At 45.8% G+C, this 19299-nt stretch carries 19 protein-coding genes and 1 tRNA gene; 9 read left to right on the forward strand and 11 right to left on the reverse strand.

Annotated features, from left to right (window positions below; all coding sequences use genetic code 11):
* Window positions 1-10 precede the first annotated feature (10 nt).
* Window positions 11-898, forward strand: a complete 888-nt coding sequence (locus tag NDI44_RS09975; protein WP_190415345.1) for a serine protease — start codon at window positions 11-13, stop codon at window positions 896-898.
* Entirely contained in the window at window positions 844-1635 is a 792-nt protein-coding gene (locus NDI44_RS09980) for a tetratricopeptide repeat protein (protein WP_339380825.1), read from the forward strand. Before NDI44_RS09975 ends, NDI44_RS09980 begins: the two co-directional genes overlap by 55 nt.
* A gap of 130 nt (window positions 1636-1765) precedes the next feature.
* Here the strand turns inward: NDI44_RS09980 and NDI44_RS09985 are convergent, their stop codons facing one another.
* Window positions 1766-2362 (reverse strand): COP23 domain-containing protein, encoded by a 597-nt coding sequence (locus NDI44_RS09985; protein WP_190415347.1) that lies wholly within the window; start codon window positions 2360-2362, stop codon window positions 1766-1768.
* Between the two features lie 78 nt (window positions 2363-2440).
* On the opposite strand from NDI44_RS09985, the gene NDI44_RS09990 reads away from it, so the two are divergent.
* Entirely contained in the window at window positions 2441-2596 is a 156-nt protein-coding gene (locus NDI44_RS09990) for a hypothetical protein (RefSeq protein ID WP_190415349.1), read from the forward strand.
* Between the two features lie 144 nt (window positions 2597-2740).
* On the opposite strand, the gene NDI44_RS09995 is transcribed toward NDI44_RS09990, so the two are convergent.
* The 4 genes from NDI44_RS09995 to NDI44_RS10010 form a co-directional block, all read right to left on the reverse strand.
* Complete coding sequence (locus tag NDI44_RS09995; protein ID WP_190415351.1) at window positions 2741-3310, reverse strand: transposase; 570 nt, start codon at window positions 3308-3310, stop codon at window positions 2741-2743.
* Between the two features lie 142 nt (window positions 3311-3452).
* The gene (locus NDI44_RS10000; protein WP_190415354.1) at window positions 3453-3806 is read right to left on the reverse strand and encodes a DUF1257 domain-containing protein; all 354 of its coding nucleotides are present in this window, start codon (window positions 3804-3806) and stop codon (window positions 3453-3455) included.
* A gap of 145 nt (window positions 3807-3951) precedes the next feature.
* Window positions 3952-5463, reverse strand: coding sequence for an AAA family ATPase (locus NDI44_RS10005; RefSeq protein WP_190415355.1), 1512 nt, complete (start codon window positions 5461-5463; stop codon window positions 3952-3954).
* A gap of 104 nt (window positions 5464-5567) precedes the next feature.
* Window positions 5568-5915, reverse strand: a complete 348-nt coding sequence (locus NDI44_RS10010; RefSeq protein WP_190415708.1) for a hypothetical protein — start codon at window positions 5913-5915, stop codon at window positions 5568-5570.
* A 184-nt stretch (window positions 5916-6099) separates the two neighbouring features.
* Here NDI44_RS10010 and NDI44_RS10015 point away from each other — a divergent pair, with 184 nt between their 5' ends.
* Together NDI44_RS10015 and NDI44_RS10020 are read left to right on the forward strand one after the other, a co-directional pair.
* Complete coding sequence (locus tag NDI44_RS10015; RefSeq protein ID WP_242037181.1) at window positions 6100-6708, forward strand: hypothetical protein; 609 nt, start codon at window positions 6100-6102, stop codon at window positions 6706-6708.
* A gap of 184 nt (window positions 6709-6892) precedes the next feature.
* Window positions 6893-7570, forward strand: a complete 678-nt coding sequence (locus NDI44_RS10020; RefSeq protein ID WP_190415358.1) for a response regulator — start codon at window positions 6893-6895, stop codon at window positions 7568-7570.
* A 34-nt stretch (window positions 7571-7604) separates the two neighbouring features.
* Here the strand turns inward: NDI44_RS10020 and NDI44_RS10025 are convergent, their stop codons facing one another.
* Entirely contained in the window at window positions 7605-7811 is a 207-nt protein-coding gene (locus NDI44_RS10025; protein ID WP_190415360.1) for a hypothetical protein, read from the reverse strand.
* 471 nt (window positions 7812-8282) lie between these two features.
* Here NDI44_RS10025 and NDI44_RS10030 point away from each other — a divergent pair, with 471 nt between their 5' ends.
* Complete coding sequence (locus NDI44_RS10030; RefSeq protein ID WP_190415362.1) at window positions 8283-8759, forward strand: peptidoglycan-binding protein; 477 nt, start codon at window positions 8283-8285, stop codon at window positions 8757-8759.
* Window positions 8760-8870: 111 nt separating this feature from the next.
* Here the strand turns inward: NDI44_RS10030 and NDI44_RS10035 are convergent, their stop codons facing one another.
* Both NDI44_RS10035 and NDI44_RS10040 read right to left on the reverse strand, forming a co-directional pair.
* A complete protein-coding gene (locus NDI44_RS10035) occupies window positions 8871-11078 on the reverse strand; it encodes a PAS domain-containing protein (RefSeq protein WP_190415364.1) in 2208 nt (735 codons plus the stop codon).
* Window positions 11079-11742: 664 nt separating this feature from the next.
* Window positions 11743-14421, reverse strand: a complete 2679-nt coding sequence (locus NDI44_RS10040) for a GAF domain-containing protein (protein WP_190415371.1) — start codon at window positions 14419-14421, stop codon at window positions 11743-11745.
* 124 nt (window positions 14422-14545) lie between these two features.
* Between NDI44_RS10040 and NDI44_RS10045 the strand changes: the two genes are divergently transcribed.
* Window positions 14546-15253 carry a hypothetical protein gene (locus tag NDI44_RS10045; protein ID WP_190415373.1) on the forward strand — a complete coding sequence of 236 codons (708 nt, stop codon included), beginning with the start codon at window positions 14546-14548 and terminating at the stop codon, window positions 15251-15253.
* Between the two features lie 179 nt (window positions 15254-15432).
* On the opposite strand, the gene NDI44_RS10050 is transcribed toward NDI44_RS10045, so the two are convergent.
* On the reverse strand, window positions 15433-16524 hold the full coding sequence (locus NDI44_RS10050) for a DUF1232 domain-containing protein (RefSeq protein WP_348235270.1): 1092 nt from the start codon (window positions 16522-16524) through the stop codon (window positions 15433-15435).
* A gap of 162 nt (window positions 16525-16686) precedes the next feature.
* Complete coding sequence (cpdA, locus tag NDI44_RS10055) at window positions 16687-17484, reverse strand: 3',5'-cyclic-AMP phosphodiesterase (protein WP_190415375.1); 798 nt, start codon at window positions 17482-17484, stop codon at window positions 16687-16689.
* Window positions 17485-17844: 360 nt separating this feature from the next.
* Between cpdA and NDI44_RS10060 the strand changes: the two genes are divergently transcribed.
* Window positions 17845-17916 (forward strand) — tRNA-Cys (locus NDI44_RS10060).
* A 2-nt stretch (window positions 17917-17918) separates the two neighbouring features.
* Here the strand turns inward: NDI44_RS10060 and purM are convergent.
* Window positions 17919-18971 carry a phosphoribosylformylglycinamidine cyclo-ligase gene (purM, locus tag NDI44_RS10065; protein WP_190415377.1) on the reverse strand — a complete coding sequence of 351 codons (1053 nt, stop codon included), beginning with the start codon at window positions 18969-18971 and terminating at the stop codon, window positions 17919-17921.
* Here purM and NDI44_RS10070 point away from each other — a divergent pair.
* Window positions 18970-19128, forward strand: a complete 159-nt coding sequence (locus tag NDI44_RS10070; protein WP_190415379.1) for a hypothetical protein — start codon at window positions 18970-18972, stop codon at window positions 19126-19128. The genes purM and NDI44_RS10070 overlap by 2 nt on opposite strands.
* Window positions 19129-19299 lie beyond the last annotated feature (171 nt).

The raw sequence follows: 19299 nt of genomic DNA on the forward strand, positions 1-19299 counted from the left end.
TAGGTGGGATATGGTGTCTTGGCGTTGGTTGATTGCTTCTGGTTTCATCGCTTTCTTAACGTCCGGCTGTACTAAACAACTCACATCTGGAGAGATTGCCAAGCAAGTCGGAAACAGTGTAGTTCTGATTACCTACGCAGACGCACAAGGAAATGGCAGCGGCTTTTTCGTGTCGGGAGAAAAGAAAGTCTGCACCGTACTCACAGCGCGTCATGTGGTGGCACCCAGTAGTCAATTGAAGCTGCAAACCAACGATAGAAAATTTTGGAACTCGGCGACTATTCAAAACTTCCCCAATCAAGATTTAGCACTCATCACCTTCGATCCAGGTAGCGAAAACTGCCCTTATAAAGCCCTTGAATTGGGCGACTCAGACACAGTGAACGTGGGAGACGGCATCTACATTACTGGTTTTCCTGGTGGTTCTTCGGCACAGCAGTTTGTACCGGGTACGGTGTCAGCACTTGGCAAGCTATCTGATGGCTATGGGATTTCCTACCCTGTTATAACCGCTGGGGGAATGAGTGGGGGGCCGGTGGTAGATACAGCAGGGAAGATAATTGCAGTTCATGGACCCAGCGAGAGAGAACTTGTTAAAAAGGCAGAACTCACGAACGGAAATCTGCCGCCAGAACAGCAGTCTGCACAAAATGTAAATTCCGCTGATGGGGACGCACAAAATACTTTTAAATGGGGCATCCCTAGCAATACCTATAAGGTAAATCTTTCCAAGATGCTTGCCGAAGCGGCGGCGACAACAAATGCGGAAGAGTTGTTGAATAGCGGCAATGATTTGTTTCCTCCGAACGCTACAAAGAAGCTGTTATTGACTATGACAAAGCAATTCAAATCAAGCCTGACTACCATGAAGCTTGGCATAACCGAGGCGTGGCGCTAGGGGAGTTGAAACAGTACCAAGAGGCGATCGCATCCTATGACAAAGCGATTCAAATCAAGCCTGACAAGCATGAAGCTTGGACTGGTCGAGGCATTGCGCTAAGGAAGTTGGAACAGTACCAAGAGGCGATCGCATCTTATGACAAAGCGATTCAATTCAAGCCTGACAAGCATGAAGCTTGGACTGGTCGAGGCATTGCGCTAGAGGAGTTGAAACAGTATCAAGAGGAGATCGCATCCTATGACAAAGCGATTCAATTCAAGCCTGACTTCCATGAAGCTTGGTATAACCGAGGCGCGGCGCTAGGGGAGTTGCAACGGTATGATGAGGAGATCGCATCCTATGACAAAGCGATTCAATTCAAGCCTGACTTCCAAGAAGCTTGGTATAACCGAGGCGTGGCGCTAGGGGAGTTGCAACGGTACGATGAGGAGATCGCATCTTATGACAAAGCGATTCAATTCAAGCCTGACAAGCATGAAGCTTGGCAGAACCGAGGCAATGCGCTAGTGGCGTTGGAACAGTACCAAGAGGCGATCGCATCTTATGACAAAGCGATTCAATTCAAGCCTGACTTCCATGAAGCTTGGACTGGTCGAGGCAATGCGCTAGTGGCGTTGGAACAGTACCAAGAGGCGATCGCATCTTATGACAAAGCGATTCAATTCAAGCCTGACTTCCAATTAGCAATAAATAATCGTAAGAAGTTACTAACTCCGTTAGGACGCTCAAAATAGCGGAAATTTATTAGGACAACATCGCTAAACTTATAACTTGTCACAGACAGCAGCTTCGGATTTTCTCAATTAGCGCCTATGCGGTATGCGGAATAGTTATAAGTAGCTATGTTGTCCCAGTCACAGCAGATTATTTTTTAGCAGTTTCTCCAGCTTTCAGATCCTCATCTGCCAAAAAGTTTCCCAAATGAACAGACGGCGAAGCTGGGGACAACAGAGAAGTAGATGGTTCACCGTTACTGTTTTGATCCACAGTATTCTTATTCTCTAAAGCCTCAATCATCTTGCTCAGAGACTTATAGGGATCAACACCAACATCCAGCGTCACCAATAGGGGACAATTGTCGCCACTCAGTTTAGTTTTGGCACAGATAACAGATTGACTGGGAGTTGTGGGATCATCGCGATAACTAAATTCAACCAGACCATCTTGGCGATAATTTTCCAAACGACTTTCAATCTCGCCACAACGTTTTGGAGTATTCCACTCATCACCAAAGGTGTTTACCATTCTCAGCCAAGGTTGCACCTCTTTGTCGTTATGATAAACCACTGTCCAAATTTCACCTTCCTCGGAGTAAGGTCGGAGTTCGCAAGTAAAGCGGTCATTTTTTCCGCTGAATAGTAACGGCGGCTTCTTGTTATTAATAACATCGTTTGCAAAGGCAGCAGCACCAATCAAAACACCGATAATCGTTACCACCAAACCTGCTTTTGCTAAAGACATACGACTTGTTCCAAAACCCCGTAGAGATCTTGATGTTTCTAAGATAACTTATCTATACACCTATCTAAAGGAGGGTTTATGAAGAGATTGCAAAACTTGGCAGTTATAAACCGCGTCTACATAGACGAAACCAGCCTGCGCGGGTTAATTTGTCAAGCGATAAAATTTCGGAGAATGCGATCGCATTCCATCTTTGTAGGGGCGAAGCATTCGGGCGAAAAAATAGGCTATTGACGATAATTGATCTACCCGAAAGCTTCGCCCTGCCTCACAGATAATTTATATGTACTGACTTCGCCCTGTCACAGGAAAGGGCGAAGCTTTCGGGTATAAGGATTTACGGTGGGTTTCATAAGGTATCGCCCGAATGCTTCGCCCCTACAAGATTGGTGATTTATTGATGAGATTTTCCTCGTCTTCATCCCAATTTAACGGATTTTCTAAGATGTAACGCCTGATGTTTTCGTATGCTTTTTCGTTGCGGATAATCTCTTCATAATAATTGCGCTGCCATAATGTGCTAGAACTTCTATTGACGCGATTAACTCTGCGTGTTGCTGTTGATTTAAAGCTTTGAATAATTGCTCCCAATGAACCTGATTGAGTTCCATTGAATAAGCTATTTTTAGAATTTGATTTACTTCCTAATAATTCCCGCTTGCTAATATTATTTTCGCTTTCATTAATAACAATAATCCCATGCAAGTGATTAGGCATTACAACATAAGCATCGAGTTCAATAAAAGGGAAATGATGAGGTAAATTATTCCAAACTGCCTCAACAGTTGCACCTATGAGATTGGGGTGCATTACTCCATCTATAATTTCTCCTAACAAACATTGCCTTTGATAACAGCAGATAGTGACATAATATGCACCCACTTGCCCATAATCATATCCCTTGAGGCGAATGGAGCGACGATGGTGTTTGTCTGGGTTATAGGACATTTTACTGCCTCAACGAGATCGCCCCTCTATATCGTCATCACTCCCATAAAAAAATTACCCAGCTCTCGTTAGAGCTGGGTGATAGGAAAAACGGGCTAACCTAAAGTTGATTAACCCGATAGCTTGGGAACGCGCACACAAATTACTTTTGCACAACCAACTTAACGTTGGCATTTTGCAGACCGCGTTGCTTGACTTCAGCCAAGGTCTTGTTCACGGCATACTTCTGATTAATCGAGTTAATCAGTTCGGTTTGGTTGTGCTTCTTGGCGACGCCCCACAGGTCAGCAATCAGGTCGAAAGAACCGTCGCTGTTGCGAGACCAACCGAGGTCATACTCGCCTTCCAGAACTGCAACGATGTCAGAACGAACCCGCTGACCGTTATAACCCCGAACATCTGCTTCGGTCTTAACACTGATACCCAGGTCGCGGAGAGAAGCTTTCAGGATTTCGGCATCGGTGATTTTGGTACGCAGAGTGCTAAAGTGAGACATTTGGATTTCCTCCAGTAGAGAGTTAAGAGAAACGACAACTTGTGGATGTGAGTCTGCCGCCTGGACACATTACTGGGCGGCTTTTTTTTGTCAAACTGCTAGCAAACTGCTAGCCTTTCCTCCTGTTGGGAGCAGGAGAAAGCTTTTAGAACTCCAATCGCTGATACTCGGCGACGGAGGACGCAGCAGGTCGCGCTCGCTGTCTGGCCCAGTCCCTCAGGGCCGTTACCTGCTCGTTCATGGTTCGGGAAAGCGGCAGAGTGGCTTTAATTGCCGCAATGATATCGAGCTGGGTAAATTCTCGGTCTTGGGCAAAAGCTTCGTACATTGCCGCAACCAATCCCTGCTCAATTTCTGCCCCGGAAAACCCATCCGATACCTTAGCCAGCTGGTCGAGGTCAAAGCGAGAAATGTCTCGCTTCCGCTTGCTAAGGTGAATATTGAAAATCTCTTTGCGTTCTTCCGCAGTCGGCAAGTCTACAAAGAAAATCTCGTCGAAGCGTCCTTTGCGGAGAAACTCACCCGGTAGACGTTCAACCCGGTTGGCAGTTGCCATCACGAACACCGGAGACGTTTTTTCTTGTAACCAGGTAAGGAAAGAACCAAAGATGCGGCTGGAAGTACCCCCGTCTGAGTCAGCAGACCCAGAAGTACCGGCAAATGCTTTATCCAGTTCATCAATAAAGAGAATCGCTGGGGAAATTGATTCAGCCGTTTTTAGGGCATTCCGCAAGTTAGCTTCTGAGCGCCCCACCATTGAGCCGTCGTACACTCGCCCCATATCTAGGCGCAGAAGTGGCAGGCTCCAAAGGCGGGCAGTCGTTTTGGCAATTAAAGATTTGCCACATCCCGGTACCCCTAGGATTAACATCCCCTTGGGTTGGGGTAGACCATATTCCCTTGCTTTCTCTGTAAAAGCATTGGAACGTTGTCTCAGCCATCGCTTTAGCTCTTCTAAACCGCCAACCGAATCAATGGTTTCATCTTCTTCGATAAATTCCAAGATACCGTTGCGGCGGATTAGCTGTTTTTTCTCAGAAAGAATAATATCGACTTCTGTTTCCGTCAGACGCCCAGTTTTGACGAAAGCTTTCCGATAAACTTTTTCGGCTTCATCCCGCGTCAGACCCAAGGTTGCTTTTAGCAGTTTTTCCCGAACTTCAGTTGTGGTGCGGCGAGAACGGGTTTGCTCTAACTGGCTAGATAGCACTTGGTTCAGTTCTGCCAAATCTGGCAAAGGATAGTCTAGAACGACGACTTCCTTTTCCAGCTCAATGGGGATTTGCTGAACGGGTGACATGAGAATGATAATTTTCTGTGTCCCTTTGAAGCTGGCGATCGCATCCCGCAGCCACCGCGTTGTTGCCGGTGAGTCAATAAAGGGGTGTAAGTCTTTAAAAATAAAGATACCAGGCTCTCTTTGGCGTACTACCCATTCAATCGCTGCCTCTGGGGAGACGGTGTTGTGCTGGGTAATATGGCGGGGTTGACCGTACTCGACTATGCCGTGGGTGACAGTCCAAATGTAGACGCGCCGAGCCAGGGATTTTGTCTGAGCAATATTGGCAATTGTTCGCTCCGCCCGCTCTTCTTCGGAAGTTACTAGGTAGATGAGGGGGTATTGAGCCTGAACCAGAATATCTAGCTCTTCTTTCATATCTATCGACCCATTAGAGACGGCACAACCACTAGCCAAACATTTATCAACCGCAACCAACGTGAGCAAGCGAGGAATTCAAGCAGTCTGGAGGATTTGGAACTTTAACAGGGAACCAATGCCTCTTCTCCCTGAGAATCCGTGCCAAGTTCACCTCTGGCATTTTCAAGGGTAGTCAGCTCTTCAGCGATTACTCCTGGTTGATTATCCAGGGAAACCATTTCTCCATCTCGCAGTACCACAGAGCTAGTACACTCCGGACAGGAATAGACTCGATGAGTCCTTCCCTGGATTGCTTCTACCTCATCAACCACTTCTGGGTTAGCCAGGTAGAAGACGATCGCTCTTTCGACAATTGTTGACATGGGTTCCGTGTCAACAGCTGAGCGAATTTTGAGCTGGCGATGGAGACCTGGAGGAAGATACAACGTAACCTTTTGCTTGTCTTGCATATAACTTTTCAGTTGTTCTACCCGGGTATATTTCACAGGTTATCTGCCTTATTCCGGGCTGTCAAGACATCATGCCAGCATGACGGCAATATTGTTACATTGCTTAACAGTTTCCGGCAGAGTCGGACGAACTGGCGTAAGGAATATAAGCAAGCAGAACGGAGATAGGTTTCGGCGGTGTCCATTGCTAAATAACCTTCCCAGAGGGGTCCGGCGTCCTAGATCGGTTGTTAGAAGTCAGAGAGTCGAAGCTTGTTGCAACTGGCGTGTTGTTGTTTATGCGATCGCACTCTGTGTAACGCTGTGGAGTTGTCGCGCCTCGGATACCCAGTCGCCAACCTGGAAAACTTATAAAAACCCGCGTTATAGCTTTGAGTTTCCTTATCCCAGTACCTGGATTGCTGCGCCAATGCCAGACAATCGGGATGGACGAGCTTTTAGAGATCCTCAAGACCCAGAGGTGGAAATATTAGGAGTGGCAGGCGATCGCTTGCCAGAAATTGAACTTGCGCCATCAGGGCAAAAAACTCCCCATCAATTCACGCAGAAGAACTTTACTACCCAACAAGGAGTTACCGGAAAACTTTATGTAGAACTACGTTCAGATATCAGTTTGATGCGATTGACACTGATTCAGGGAAGGATACGCTACTACTGGCAGGGGCGATCGCCCTCTAAACAATTTCCCAATTATTATCGCTTCTTCTATTATGTTGCCGGACAATACCGCATCCCCTTGCAAGTGGAAGGAAGAGAGGGAGAGAGGTTAAGAGAGGGAGATTCCAGGCAGTAATCAGCGCAAAATACTATAAAAATTCAAAATCCCTCAAAAATATAGGGCTTTGGCAATTTTTAATTTTAACTTTTACTTTTTAAATTCCGGAAGGGATTAGGATTGGTCTGAGGAAATCCGCTTTATCCGAATTACCTGCCAATCCGCGTGGTTTTACCATAAGTGTAAAGTGCCATTTAATTCCATGCCCTCCGAAACAGAATCACCCCAGAATCTACCAACCGAGTCAAAGCCATTGCGAGTTTTGATTGTAGAAGACGATCCCATGATGCAGTTGGGTTTGGAGCAGTCATTAGCCGCTCATCCGCAGTTCACGATTGTCGGACAAGCCGAAGATGGCTATTTAGGCGTTGAAGCTGCTCTTAAACTGAAACCGGATCTGGTGGTTATGGATATTGGTCTGCCAAGACTAGATGGAATTGCCGCCACCCAGCAAATCAAGGCAGCGCTTCCTGATATCCGGGTAGTGGTATTGACCTCCCATACGACAGAAACCGAGATTATTGCCGCCCTTTCTAGTGGTGCAGATGCTTACTGCATCAAAGGTGCCAGTGTAGAACGCTTGCTCTCTGCGATTGCTGCCGCCCAAGAAGGTGCTACCTACCTCGATCCGCAAATTGCACGACGAGTAATTGACCATCTTAAACCGCCTTCAGTGACCGGCACTGTTTCGACGCTATCGCAGCGCGAGTTAGAGGTATTGAAATTAATGGTAGAAGGCAAAAGCAATCCGGAGATTGCTGCCGCCCTCTACCTCAGCCCCAATACGGTCAAAACCCATGTCCGTGGCATCATGAACAAACTGTCTGTCGATGACCGGGTTCAGGCAGCTGTTGTCGCGCTTCGTTCTGGACTGGTGTAAACCAAATTCTGTAGGAATGCGATTCATTGTATTTCTACAGAAATGTCCGACGCTCCAAGTGATAAAGTTGTGCGATTTGATGTCTACTTTCCGTAAACTGTGCTGACTGTTGGTGCGTCGAAACCTGTAGTTTTGGCTCAATTAAAGACTGTCTGCTAGTCAGACGGGGAGTTTTTGTAATTGCCTCCGGGTGAATCAGAATAAACCCCATGCGTCGAGCGTATAAGTAGAATGACAACATGACCATGCACCCTTGAATTCAGTGTCAGGTCTCAGGTTAAGACGATTAGAAGCGATCGCACTTCATCCCCTTGTCTCACCCAACTGGGTGAACATCTATTCTGTCTTAAGCTAGATGAAAGATTGCAAAGGCTAAGCCAACTAACTCAAGAGTCTTTAGTTTAATCGTGTCCAGCTACTTAGATGGTCAACAACACTTTAAAAAAAATCCTATCTATACAATTCAATTGTTTAAAAAAACAGTAGTTATCAAAATAATATGATTTATTTTATCTACCTCATGCTCTTGATTCACCCGAATGGATGATTTCGAGAAAGGGCAAACATTAGCACTTAATAAAAACCTTTTTACAAGGAGATAAGAATCAATATCATCCAAAGGAATGAGCTAGTTGGGTGAAGTGGAAGCTGAGAGCTAAACATTACCTTAGTAAGTGTAAGGAACACCAAATCACTTTAAGGAACACTAACCATGCAAGCTCCAATTAATACTCAAGCAAATGCTAACATCCAGACCAACAAACCTGTACTTCAGCGCGGTTCCCAAGGAGCATCGGTTGAGGAACTACAAAGACTTTTAACTCACTGGGGAAGTTATAACGGTGACATTGATGGAATCTTCGATATCGTCGTTGAAAATGCAGTGAAATCTTACCAGCACCGCGTCTTTTTGAAAGAAGATGGCATCGTAGGAAATCTAACTTGGCAGGCGCTTTACAAGGGTGCGCCCGTCAATATGCCAGTGCTGCAAAAAGGTAGCAAAGGTCAAATCGTAGTCACGCTTCAGCGTCTTTTACAGACAACTGGCGATTTTACTGCTGCAACTAGCCCAAACTTCGGCCCAGCAACAGATGCAGCGGTGCGCTCTTTCCAAAAGCGTTCTGGTTTAATTGCGGATGGAATTGTTGGCGAGCGCACTTGGCACGCTTTGAGTAAGATTCCTCACTAAAGAAGGAACTTCCCTCTCTTGACGCCTCTCCGTGAACGGAGAGGCGTCAAGAAATTTTTCTATAAGGTTGATGAATTAACCGGATTCGATATAACTTCAAAGACTAAAAGGCTAAGAAGCATCCCGATTTAGAGGTAATGTAAACCACAAGGTTGTCCCTAATCCAGGACTGCTATTCGCTCCAATTTCCCCGCCGTGGGCTGTGATAATTTGCTTGCAAAGATACAATTTTAAACCAGTGCCAGTCGAGCAACTGGATCTCGGATCTCGGATATAAAGATCGAATAAGCGATCGCACTCTTGTTGGCTCATCCCGATACCGTTATCCTGAAGCGTACAGCGCAGTCTTTGAGACTCAATGGTGGCGCTCAGATGTAGGCTCAGTTTAGGGGGATTATGCTTCAAAATATGGTTGAATAAGTTTTCTAAAACTCGCTGTAACTGAGCCGGATCGACCATAACCAAGGGGAAATCAGCGGAAACGAGATTCGTTAGTGTCGCTTGATTTTGCGACAGCATTGGCTCTAAGTCTTGGAGAATCTTTGCAAACAGAGTCTTTATTTGAACAGACTCGCGATGGAGGATAATGCCCTCTTCCTCGCTAGAATGAGTTTCTAACAAGGAATTAATCATTCCCAATTGCCGATCGTTCCCTTGAATCATGCGCTCGACAATTGAGCGAGAAAGGATGATTTTTTCCGATGGCTGATTGAGCAAATTTTTTAGCACCATCACAGTTCCCATTACCGAAGTCCGGAGTTCGTGGGAAACTGTATGTAAAACAACGTCCTTGAGCTGGTTCATTTCTTGGAGTTCTGCCACTACCTGCTGTAATTGGGCAGTGCGCTCCTCGACAGTGCGCTCTAGACAGGTATTCAGAGTGGATACTTGTTCGTAAAGTTGTGCTTGTTGGATAGCGATCGCGACTTGGGTTGCTAGCGAACAGAGCAATTCAATTTCAAACTGCTGCCAATGACGCGATCCGCTGCATTGATTGGCGATCAACATTCCAAAAAACTCGTTTCCCACCAGAATGGGAACGCATAAACTGGCTTTAATTTGATATTGAGCGTAGTAGGCAGTATGAAAGCGAGATTTAACGACTTTCTCTGTATCATCAATTGCCTGAACCTGACCTTGTTTAAAGAAAGATTTAAGTTCTCTGAGGTAACGGTCACTTGTCACCCAGCCGAGAATCGATCGACAATCCGGTACCACTGATTCTGCTACAACTTTGCCTTGAGAAGTGGTATCTAAGTGAGCGATGAAAACTCGGTCAGCTTGCAGAAATTGCCGAACCTCCTGAACGGTGTTGTTGAGAATTTGATCGAGATCCAGCGATCGCCGAATTCTCAGCGCAATCTCTCCTAGTAAGCGAGCCGCACTCAGAGCGCAGATGCTAGCGCGATCGCGTTCTCCCGCAGCCCGGAGTTGGACTTCCGCCTCCTTTCGCTTGGTGATATCGAGAATATATCCTTCGTAGTGGGTGATGTTCCCTTGGTCATTGCGGACAACGCTGGTGAATTCATAAACCCATCGCACCTCGCCATCAGAGCGAATCAGGCGATAGTCCTGTTCCTGAAAATTTAAGCCAGCCGCATCATACGCTTGAGTCTGAGCCTCAACTTGAGCTAAGTCATCGGGATGAATAACGCTACCATACGTCACCCTGCCACTAATGAAGTCATCCGATTGATAGCCCCACTGACTGATGTTGGGCGAGACGTATTCCACGGGTCGATTTTCTTGGGCAATCCAGCGGAAGACCGTAACCGGCCCTCTGATAAATAATCTGCGTTCTCGCTCTAGTGCTGCTTCGGCTCGCTTGCGTTCTGTCACTTCCATCAGCAAGCCATCCCAGAGAATATCACCGTTCGCCTGCTTTTCCGGACGGGAGGCGCATTGTACCCACTTAATTTTGCCAGTAGGCGTGACGATACGACCTTCCCAAGCCCAAGGTTGCAGCGTGGTGGCAGAAATATCTACAGATTCTTCATACCCTTTGAGATCGTCGAGATGAATTAAATCCTTAAGCAGTTGAAAATTCGCCTGAATATTTTCTGGTTCTAACTCAAACAATTCTTGGTACCCGGGACTGGCACAGACGATGGACTCACGACCATCCGGGCACCGCAGATACTGGTAAATCATGCCCGGTATGTTGGCAACCATTCTTTGAAATTTCGATTCTTGCTGTCTGAGCTTGTCTGTCGTTTTCTGAATCGTTTCAATCTCGCCGTCAGCCAGAATTTGTTTAAGCTTTTCAAAGGCGGCTTCGTCCCGACAACACTCCCGGATGGCTTCTAGATATTCAGGCATTCGCAATTACTTCACTTCTTTTTAACTCAACCATTTTTCAACAATTTCACCAGATTAACAGGCTGAAAACCCTGAAAAATGAAGTCCGAAGTGTGAAAAGCTACGCTTTGGGGTAACTTTCAACTTTTCTGGTTTTTCATTTTTTTATAGCCTTCATCCTTTAGTATTCCCATCCCTGCTTCAAAAATGCAGTCCATAGGTGATTGTAAGAAAACTGGCATAGAAAAGGTAAAGCCTAATCTCTTTGTTCTATCAAAAGTAATAATTTTTTTGCCACGATAACAAGCAAAACTTGATTTTCAATTATTTTCACTGATTGAGCGATCGCTCAAAGGTTTATTTTCTAATTTAAGAGGGAACCATACATTTAACCTTCTTTTAGCGAATCACCCAATCGGGTGATTCTTAACCATGCTTTAGTTATTGGTTAGTAGCCATCGTTAAGGATGTACCAGGATTCATTCATCTGGCATCTTTATCTAGTCAGCATAGGAATCTAGTCAGCACAAGAGTCCTATTATTGCGTTTCTCGGTTGGATTGAAGACGAAATACCCAACTTCTCTAAGAAGTTGGGTATCTAAAGGACTAGCATCTTATAAATTAAATCAGATTGGTCTAGTAAGCAGGCATAAAACAGCTCTTAGACTAATAACATCTTTCTGTTTATGGTGACGTTGCAAAAGGTAAAGTAAACCAGAAGGTTGCACCAGCTTTTGGAGAACTAGTCACGCCAATTTTGCCACCGTGAGCTTGTACAATCTGTTGACAAAGATATAATCCCAAACCAATACCCGTTGAGCGTCGTGCTTGCGAACCACGGGCATAAAGTTCAAAGGCGCGATCGCATTGTTCTGGATTCATCCCAACACCGTTATCTTCAATAGTGCAGCGAATTGTCTGTTCTTCAATGGTCGCCTTAAGAATCATCCTGAGTCCGGGTGGGTTATGGTTAAAAGCATTCGTGAGTAGATTTTCAAACACACGCCGCAGCTGAAGCGGATCGGCGTTCACTGTGGGCAGTTCAGAAGGAATTTGATCGATCAGAATTGCCTGATTTTTGACACACAACGGCTCAAAATCCTCAACAATCTCTTGAATGAGAGAGTTAAGTTGAACTGGTTCGCGCTGCAAGACAAAACCTCGCACTTCACTGGTGTGAACTTCTAACAAGGAGTTAATCAAGCGGAGTTGGCGATCGCTACTTTGAATCATCCGCTCTAAAATTGAGCGAGACACTGAAATTGTCTTTTGTTCGTTGCCATTTGCTGTTAACAAATTCTGCAACACTAGTAACCAGCCGGTGAGCGGCGTCCGCAGGTCGTGGGAAACGGCATGGAGGAAGACATCCTTCAGTTCGTATAGTTCTTGAACTTCCTGGATTTTTTGCTCTAGTTGAGCGGTACGTTCCCGAACTTGGCATTCTAAGTTGGTATTGAGTTCCTGTACCTGTTGGAAGAGGCAAGATTGCTGAATGGCGATCGCAACTTGGGTTCCTAATTGCTCCAGCAAATCAATCTCGATCGGCTCCCAGCGCCTCGCTCCACTGCATTGATTAACAATTAATGCACCCAATAGCCGATCGCCTTTCACGCGAATTGGAACAGCCACGGCGGCTTTGACGTGATAATCGCGGTAATAGGATGCGATCGCTGGGTGAACCGTCGCCTGGGTTGTATCCTCAACGACTCGAACCTGATTCGCCTCAAACAAGGTTCGCATCTCCTCCAGGGAACTTCGATCGTCAAGTACCCAGTTCATAATCGGCGGGTAATTGGGTTCTACGGATTCAGCCATTACCCTGCCTTTTCCCGTTGTGTCGGAAGCGATGAAGACGCGGTCGGCTTTCAGAAACGACCGGACTTCTGCCACGGTAGTGTTAAAAATTTCGTCCAAATCCAGCGATTTGCGAATTCGCAGCGCCATTTCTGCCAACAAGCGATCGCGTTCTTGCACCAAGCGCTGCCTCATTTCCGCCTGCTTGCGTTCAGTGATATCGTTCCCAATTGTCAGCAAACACGGCTCACCCTCCAAGTTGATGATTTCTGCACAGAAAAGCCCTATTATTACCTTTCCAGACTTGTTGCGAAACTCGCATTCCTGGTTGCGGACAGCACCTTCTTCCTGTACCTGCTGGATAACTTTGATGCGGTCTTCTGGATTCACCCAGATATTTAATTCCAATGTCGTATGACCAATAATTTCATGGCGTTGAAAACCTGAAAGATGGAGGAAACTGTCGTTGACATCAATGTATCGTCCCTCTTTGAGGGTGGTAATCGTTATCGAGTCAGGACTGGAACGAAAAGCGGATGCGAACTTCTCCTCAGAACTTCGCAGCGCCTCCTCACCCCGCTTTCGGTCGCTAATATCCATTACCAACCCATCCCAGAGAATATCTCCATTGGGTTGCTTCTGCGGTCGGGAAGCGCATTGAATCCACTTAATTTTGCCGCTGGGAGTCTGAATCCGACCTTCCCATTTACAAGGTTGCTGTGTCACAGCCGAAACCGCGATGGATTGTTCATAAGCCTCGCGGTCGTCGGGATAAATTAACTCCTTGCCACAATTTGCCTGAATCGCCTCCGGCTCTAATTCAAACAGTTCGCGGCAACCGGAACTGGCATAGGGGACAGCCTGGGAACCATCCGAACGCTGAAGGAACTGAAAAATCATCCCCGGTACGTTAGCGGTAATTTGTTGCAGCCGTAATTCGCTCTGCCGTAGAGTTTCAGTCGTTTGCTGATGAGCGATCGCTTTCCCGAAACTTGCTGCCATCGTTATCAAACAAGCTTCCTCATCTTTTGACCACTGGCGATCGTAGCGGCGATCGTCAAAGCCAATTAAGCCCCAAAGTTTGCCATTACAAGAAATTGGGACAACTAATATAGAGGAGATTTGCTTGTTTGTTAAAACTTCCCGTTCGTCATTTGGAAGTTCGCGAATTAAACCCCGAACTGCCTTCCCAGCTTGCAAATCTTCGTACCACCGACTGATGCGACAAGCCGCCAATGCCTGGTTTTGTAAATTGGGATTGTGAATTTGAGGCGTTACAAACTCTTTTGTCCATTCAAATCGATGGCTAAAGGCTAATTCACAGGTTTCTGGATGAGGATGAATCTCAAAAATATAAGCTCGATCTACTCCCGTTACTCTGCCTAAAGTTGCTAAAGCTTGATTCAGGCCGACTGCAAAATCGCGATTCGTCAGCAGTTGGTGAGTCGCTTCCGCCACACTTTGTAGGAGATTAGAGCAATACATGGGGCTAGTTTTCGCATACAGTCTAGTAGAAACACGCTCTTCTGAATAGGAAATTTTTTGACTCTGACTTATGGTTTTGTTCACTTTTTAACCCTTTTGTTCGATTGCAGTGGAGGCTTTCATCCTTCGCGCCGATAAAAGTCTTTTGATGGGTTGAAAGCCAAAGGCAGCAGTCAGAAGAATGAATTTTCCAAAAGCATCATGAAAAATGATGAATTGGGAACAAATTCATCATCTAATCTTCAAGATTTATCTTTCCGATTTCCGAAAAAATACGGATCTATCACCCGATCGGGTTAACCAATCTGTAGGAGGGCGATCGCGCCTGCGCCAAGCGATCCTATTTATAGAGGCTCTTCACTTGAGACGCTGGCAGGCACTTCAAATGGCACTAACGACTTTAATTTCCCAAAAATTCCTCTCCAAAATTCCCCCTTTTCAACCCGTACAATTCGTGACCACTTTAGGAATTTTGTCTGCGTTGCTGCTGAATACATCTACTTCGACGTTAGCTCAGCCAGCATCCGATGTGTCTTCAGAAGAACCCAACCAGCAATTGACTGTAGAACAGCAATCAGGAACGTGTCCCGCATCAGTCGGACTTTGGACAGTCTTGTTACCTTCTGAAGGTGCTGCCGATCATACAGTTGTCGCTGACACGAAAGCGATCGCGAGTAATGGGAAAATTTCATCTTCAGGCAATACGTTTGTGGAATATGAAGCTCCACTGCAAGAAGCTTATGCCTCCTGCGTCGGTCAGGCAAGTTCTCCAGATTTACACTCCTATAGCTTCGAGTTTCGCAATGGTAAAGTCTATTTTCGCGTGAATCTCGATTGGGTTCCTGGCTATACCAAGATTGTTTCTAAAACTGTGGCATCTGGGCGTCCTTTCGTGCATTGGCAAGCCAGCGAATAAACTCCTGCAAAATCGCTCAAAATCGCTTTATCTATCAGCTTTTGAAATATCGCTCGTCTTTGTGAAGTCTAGTAGTAAGTGTTAGTTGCGTGCCTTTATCACTGAAGATTAATAATAAAGCGATCGCTTCTTGTCACATAGGAAGCGATCGCTTTCATGAATCTTATCAACTAATTTTATTAATCCTTGCCGAACCACTCTTGCATTTTCTGCTTTGCAGCTTCTTTTACTTCAGAGTTGATATTCCAAACAATCATACTTAGGGCAGTCGTTAAGGAACCTATATCATCCCCAAATCCTACAGCAGGAAGAAAATCAGGAACAGCATCTACGGGCAATATTAAGTAAGCTAATGCTCCATATACAATTAGTTTTTGGTTAGTTGGAGTGTTTGGATGCTCAGCAGCATAGAAAAGAATTAAAGCGTTTTCAACAACATTTTTTCCAGCTTGCACTGCAAAATTTCCAAGCTTTTCCCAAAACAGATCATCTGAATAAGTAGTTTCAAAACTTGTCTGGGTATTTGCTGTTTCTGATGAAGAGAAGGGGGTGACGGGAATCCCTGCTTTTACGAGAACTGAAGTTGCTTCTTTCATGGCATTAACTGCATAATCATCATTTAATCCACGTTCTCGAATCTCTCCCATCTTCTGAACAAATGCCTGTATAGCTTGCACCTGCTCATCTGTGATTTTCAGTTCTGCTTGAGCTAGCTTGATTGCTTTTGCTTCACCAGGGTTAAGAACCTTATCCACCCAAACAAGGTTCAGAATATATAACATTAAACCAAAGCGAAGCGTATCATCTGCCTTAGACAGTTTTTTTAAAGAGTCCTCTAAGGTAGGCGGATTAATAGCATAAGACTGCACCTGACGCTTTGCAGATTCAGACATATTATCCAGATCGGGAGTATTTAAAATTAGGTTCAACTCCTCTGGATCAATTGAGCCATCTGCTGCTGCAACTGCAAAAAGCACACCATAAAAGGCTAAGCGATCATCCTCAGACGTTTGGGGTAAACTTACTGGCTTTCTGGTAGTTTTTCCAACCGCCATAGCCGTTTCTGTTACTGCTTTACTCGCTTGTGATACAGCACTGCTAACAACTCCCCCAAAGCCTGTCGCTGTTTCTGCTGCGGCTTGAGTTGCTTGCGATGCAGTGTTGCCGACAGCTTCTCCAAGATTTGTTGCTGTCTTAGTGAGTGATTCCCAAAAATTTGGTGGTGTCATGAGTAATGGGGGAGTAGAGGTGGGATGTAACCTTTGACTCAAAGGATATCCTCCTCTCAGCAAATAACGGCTCAGTGTTTTCACCCATGTTGGATACGATCGCGCAACTATTGTCAGTAAAAATAATCGCTTGGAAGCGCGATCGCGTCAAAAAAAACCCGCTTTCTTCAAGAAAACGGGTTTTTAAAAATACCAACTTCTATCCTAATAACCAGTAGCTGCCAAATCCAACTCATGCGCGTAAGCAACCCGTTCCACCCTAGTTTCAATCCTGCCATCTGGATACAGATTAAATAAACGAAATCCTGGCGCTTCCTCATCTAAGGAAAACTGGTGGCTATGCGGTTCAAACTGAATTGACGTAGAGGGACTACCCAAGTAATGAACCTCACCGCGCCGCCGATAAAATTCTTGATGAATATGACCAAAAACAACCAACCGCACCTGAGAATGGCGATCGATGACGGCAAATAGTTCCTCTGAATTTTGTAATGAACTGCCATCCAGCCAATCGGAATCGACAACAAAAGGGGGATGGTGTAAAGCAATTAGGGTAGGACGTTTATCTGCACGCTGTAGCTGCTGGTCTAGCCAAACTAAGCTTTCTGAAGATAGTTTGCCATAGACGCAACCTGGTACGTGAGAATTGAGCAATAAAAACTGCCACCCTCCCGCTTCAAACGACTTCTCCGGACAAATCGGAGCCTCATTTAATACCTCTTGCATAACCAATGGTTGGTCATGGTTGCCCGGTAGCCAGTAAGTAGGAATTCCCAGAGGACTCAGCAGTTCTGCCAACCGCGTGTAAGATTGCGGCTTACCATCTTGGGACAAATCTCCTGTTAGCAATAGCAAATCCGGCTGAGGGCACATTCGGTGCAATTGCTCTAAAACTACATCAAAAGACTTGGCAGTAGGAAGCCCTAGCAATTCCTTTTTGGTATCTGCGAACAAGTGAATGTCTGTAATTTGAGCAATCAGAAGCGGGTTGGCTTGAGTCATAGTTTCTGTAATGAAAAGGTATTCTGGTCGCTGCTCAAAAAAATACTTAGCAAGTCAGTACACCCAGATGGCTGTTTTTGGTCAAACCAAGGCGATTCTCCGTTTAGAGATAACCAAAGCTGACGAACTTCCCCAGCAGTAGGCGAACGTCAACCATTCCGTAAATCCACTTACATTTGGAGATTCGTATTAGATTAGCGTTTCAGATCATCAAAGACTTGCGATCTAGGAACCCCGTTCCTGTGATCGTCATCACATCAGATAACCTGCATCAGCTTTGAATATAGCGACTAGTCTTCCAATTCGTACAGAGTCAATGCGTCCGGAAAAAATTTTGGTATACTAAGAATCTGCAATTGCGGCGGCATAGCCAAGTGGTAAGGCAGAGGTCTGCAAAACCTTTATCCCCCGGTTCAAATCCGGGTGCCGCCTTTTTAATCTGGGATTCCAATCAAACCCCCGCTACCAGCGATCGCTTTGCCGATGGCATAGGCGGGGATATTTTGGGATTCAAACCAGCTGATGGTTTGGTCGGCTTGGTTTGGGGGCACGAGGACTACAAAACCGATGCCCATATTGAAAGTATTAAACATATCGGCGGGTTTGACTTCACCAGCGTCAGCAAGCCAATTAAAAATAGGCGGAATTTTCCACGATTGAAGATCGATCTGGATAGATAAATCGGCACCAATACAGCGAGGTAAGTTTTCTGGCAAGCCGCCACCCGTAATGTGAGCCATGCCATGAATGTCAAGCCCAGCCTTCCGTGCTGCTAAAACGGGTTTGACGTAAATCCGGGTGGGAGTTAATAAAACTTCCCCAAAATTCTTACCGTCTAAGGGCGCAAAGCCTTCCCCCCTAACATCGGTTGGGGAGGCGTGCAAGTCAACGCCGCTACGTTCAACAATCTTCCGCACCAGACTAAAACCATTGCTGTGGAGACCTTGACTGGCAAGAGCGATCGCGACATCTCCCTCTTTCACCAGAGAACCATCCAATATCTGGCTCTTTTCTACAATCCCCACACAAAAACCCGCCAAGTCATACTCGCCCAGTTGGTAAAAACCCGGCATTTCTGCGGTTTCTCCTCCCAGGAGGGCACACCCCGACTCGCGACATCCCGCAGCGATGCCATCAACCACCTGAGTCAGCTGCTCTGGGTTTAGTTGCCCTGTGGCTAAATAATCCAGAAAAAATAACGGTTCTGCGCCACACGTCAACACATCGTTGACGCACATTGCTACAAGGTCAATTCCCACGGTGTGGTGAAAGTTGAGCTGATGGGCGAGTTTTAGCTTGGTGCCTACGCCATCCGTCCCTGAAACCAAAACCGGCTCTTTGTATCCAGTTGGCAACTGAAACCAACCACTAAAGCCGCCTAAACCACCCAATACTTCTGAGCGGTGCGTACTTTGCACCAAACTGCGGATTTTCTCTACAAAACTCCGCCCCGCCTCAACATCTACACCAGCGTCTCGATAATCCATGAATTCAAACCTGTTCAGCAGCGATCAAGAGACGTATTTTACTTGGCTAACGCGACAGATAGGACAGCGATCGCAATTTTGTACCGTTGGGCAGCACTATGCCCCGATTGCTTCACCAATTATTCACAAACTGGCTTCCTCGTTTGTGAAGTTCTGATAAAGTTTCGGAAACCTGATTTTTGTCTCAAACCATATTGACTTCAACATCATAACCGCATTTTTTCGGAAATTACTGTGTGAAGGTTTCATAAAGTTGTTGCTTCCTAGCGGAAATCCCCGATCCCCTTTTCAAAAACTTCATGGTAGTCTGTTGCAGTTCCACAGACCA

It is taken from the genome of Trichocoleus sp. DQ-A3 (assembly GCF_039961975.1).
Classification (GTDB): Bacteria; Cyanobacteriota; Cyanobacteriia; order Cyanobacteriales; family FACHB-T130; genus FACHB-T130.

Bases quoted from the DNA above. Each gene is read 5' to 3' on its own strand.
- NDI44_RS10020 (WP_190415358.1), top strand. From the start codon at position 6,893: ATGCCCTCCGAAACAGAATCACCCCAGAATCTACCAACCGAGTCAAAG.
- NDI44_RS10045 (WP_190415373.1), top strand. From the start codon at position 14,546: ATGATGAATTGGGAACAAATTCATCATCTAATCTTCAAGATTTATCTT.
- NDI44_RS10005 (WP_190415355.1), bottom strand. From the start codon at position 5,463: ATGAAAGAAGAGCTAGATATTCTGGTTCAGGCTCAATACCCCCTCATC.
- NDI44_RS10030 (WP_190415362.1), top strand. From the start codon at position 8,283: ATGCAAGCTCCAATTAATACTCAAGCAAATGCTAACATCCAGACCAAC.
- NDI44_RS09995 (WP_190415351.1), bottom strand. From the start codon at position 3,310: ATGTCCTATAACCCAGACAAACACCATCGTCGCTCCATTCGCCTCAAG.
- cpdA (WP_190415375.1), bottom strand. From the start codon at position 17,484: ATGACTCAAGCCAACCCGCTTCTGATTGCTCAAATTACAGACATTCAC.
- purM (WP_190415377.1), bottom strand. From the start codon at position 18,971: ATGGATTATCGAGACGCTGGTGTAGATGTTGAGGCGGGGCGGAGTTTT.
- NDI44_RS09985 (WP_190415347.1), bottom strand. From the start codon at position 2,362: ATGTCTTTAGCAAAAGCAGGTTTGGTGGTAACGATTATCGGTGTTTTG.
- NDI44_RS10000 (WP_190415354.1), bottom strand. From the start codon at position 3,806: ATGTCTCACTTTAGCACTCTGCGTACCAAAATCACCGATGCCGAAATC.
- NDI44_RS10025 (WP_190415360.1), bottom strand. From the start codon at position 7,811: ATGTTGTCATTCTACTTATACGCTCGACGCATGGGGTTTATTCTGATT.
- NDI44_RS09975 (WP_190415345.1), top strand. From the start codon at position 11: ATGGTGTCTTGGCGTTGGTTGATTGCTTCTGGTTTCATCGCTTTCTTA.
- NDI44_RS10035 (WP_190415364.1), bottom strand. From the start codon at position 11,078: ATGCCTGAATATCTAGAAGCCATCCGGGAGTGTTGTCGGGACGAAGCC.
- NDI44_RS10010 (WP_190415708.1), bottom strand. From the start codon at position 5,915: ATGCAAGACAAGCAAAAGGTTACGTTGTATCTTCCTCCAGGTCTCCAT.
- NDI44_RS10070 (WP_190415379.1), top strand. From the start codon at position 18,970: ATGAATTCAAACCTGTTCAGCAGCGATCAAGAGACGTATTTTACTTGG.
- NDI44_RS09990 (WP_190415349.1), top strand. From the start codon at position 2,441: ATGAAGAGATTGCAAAACTTGGCAGTTATAAACCGCGTCTACATAGAC.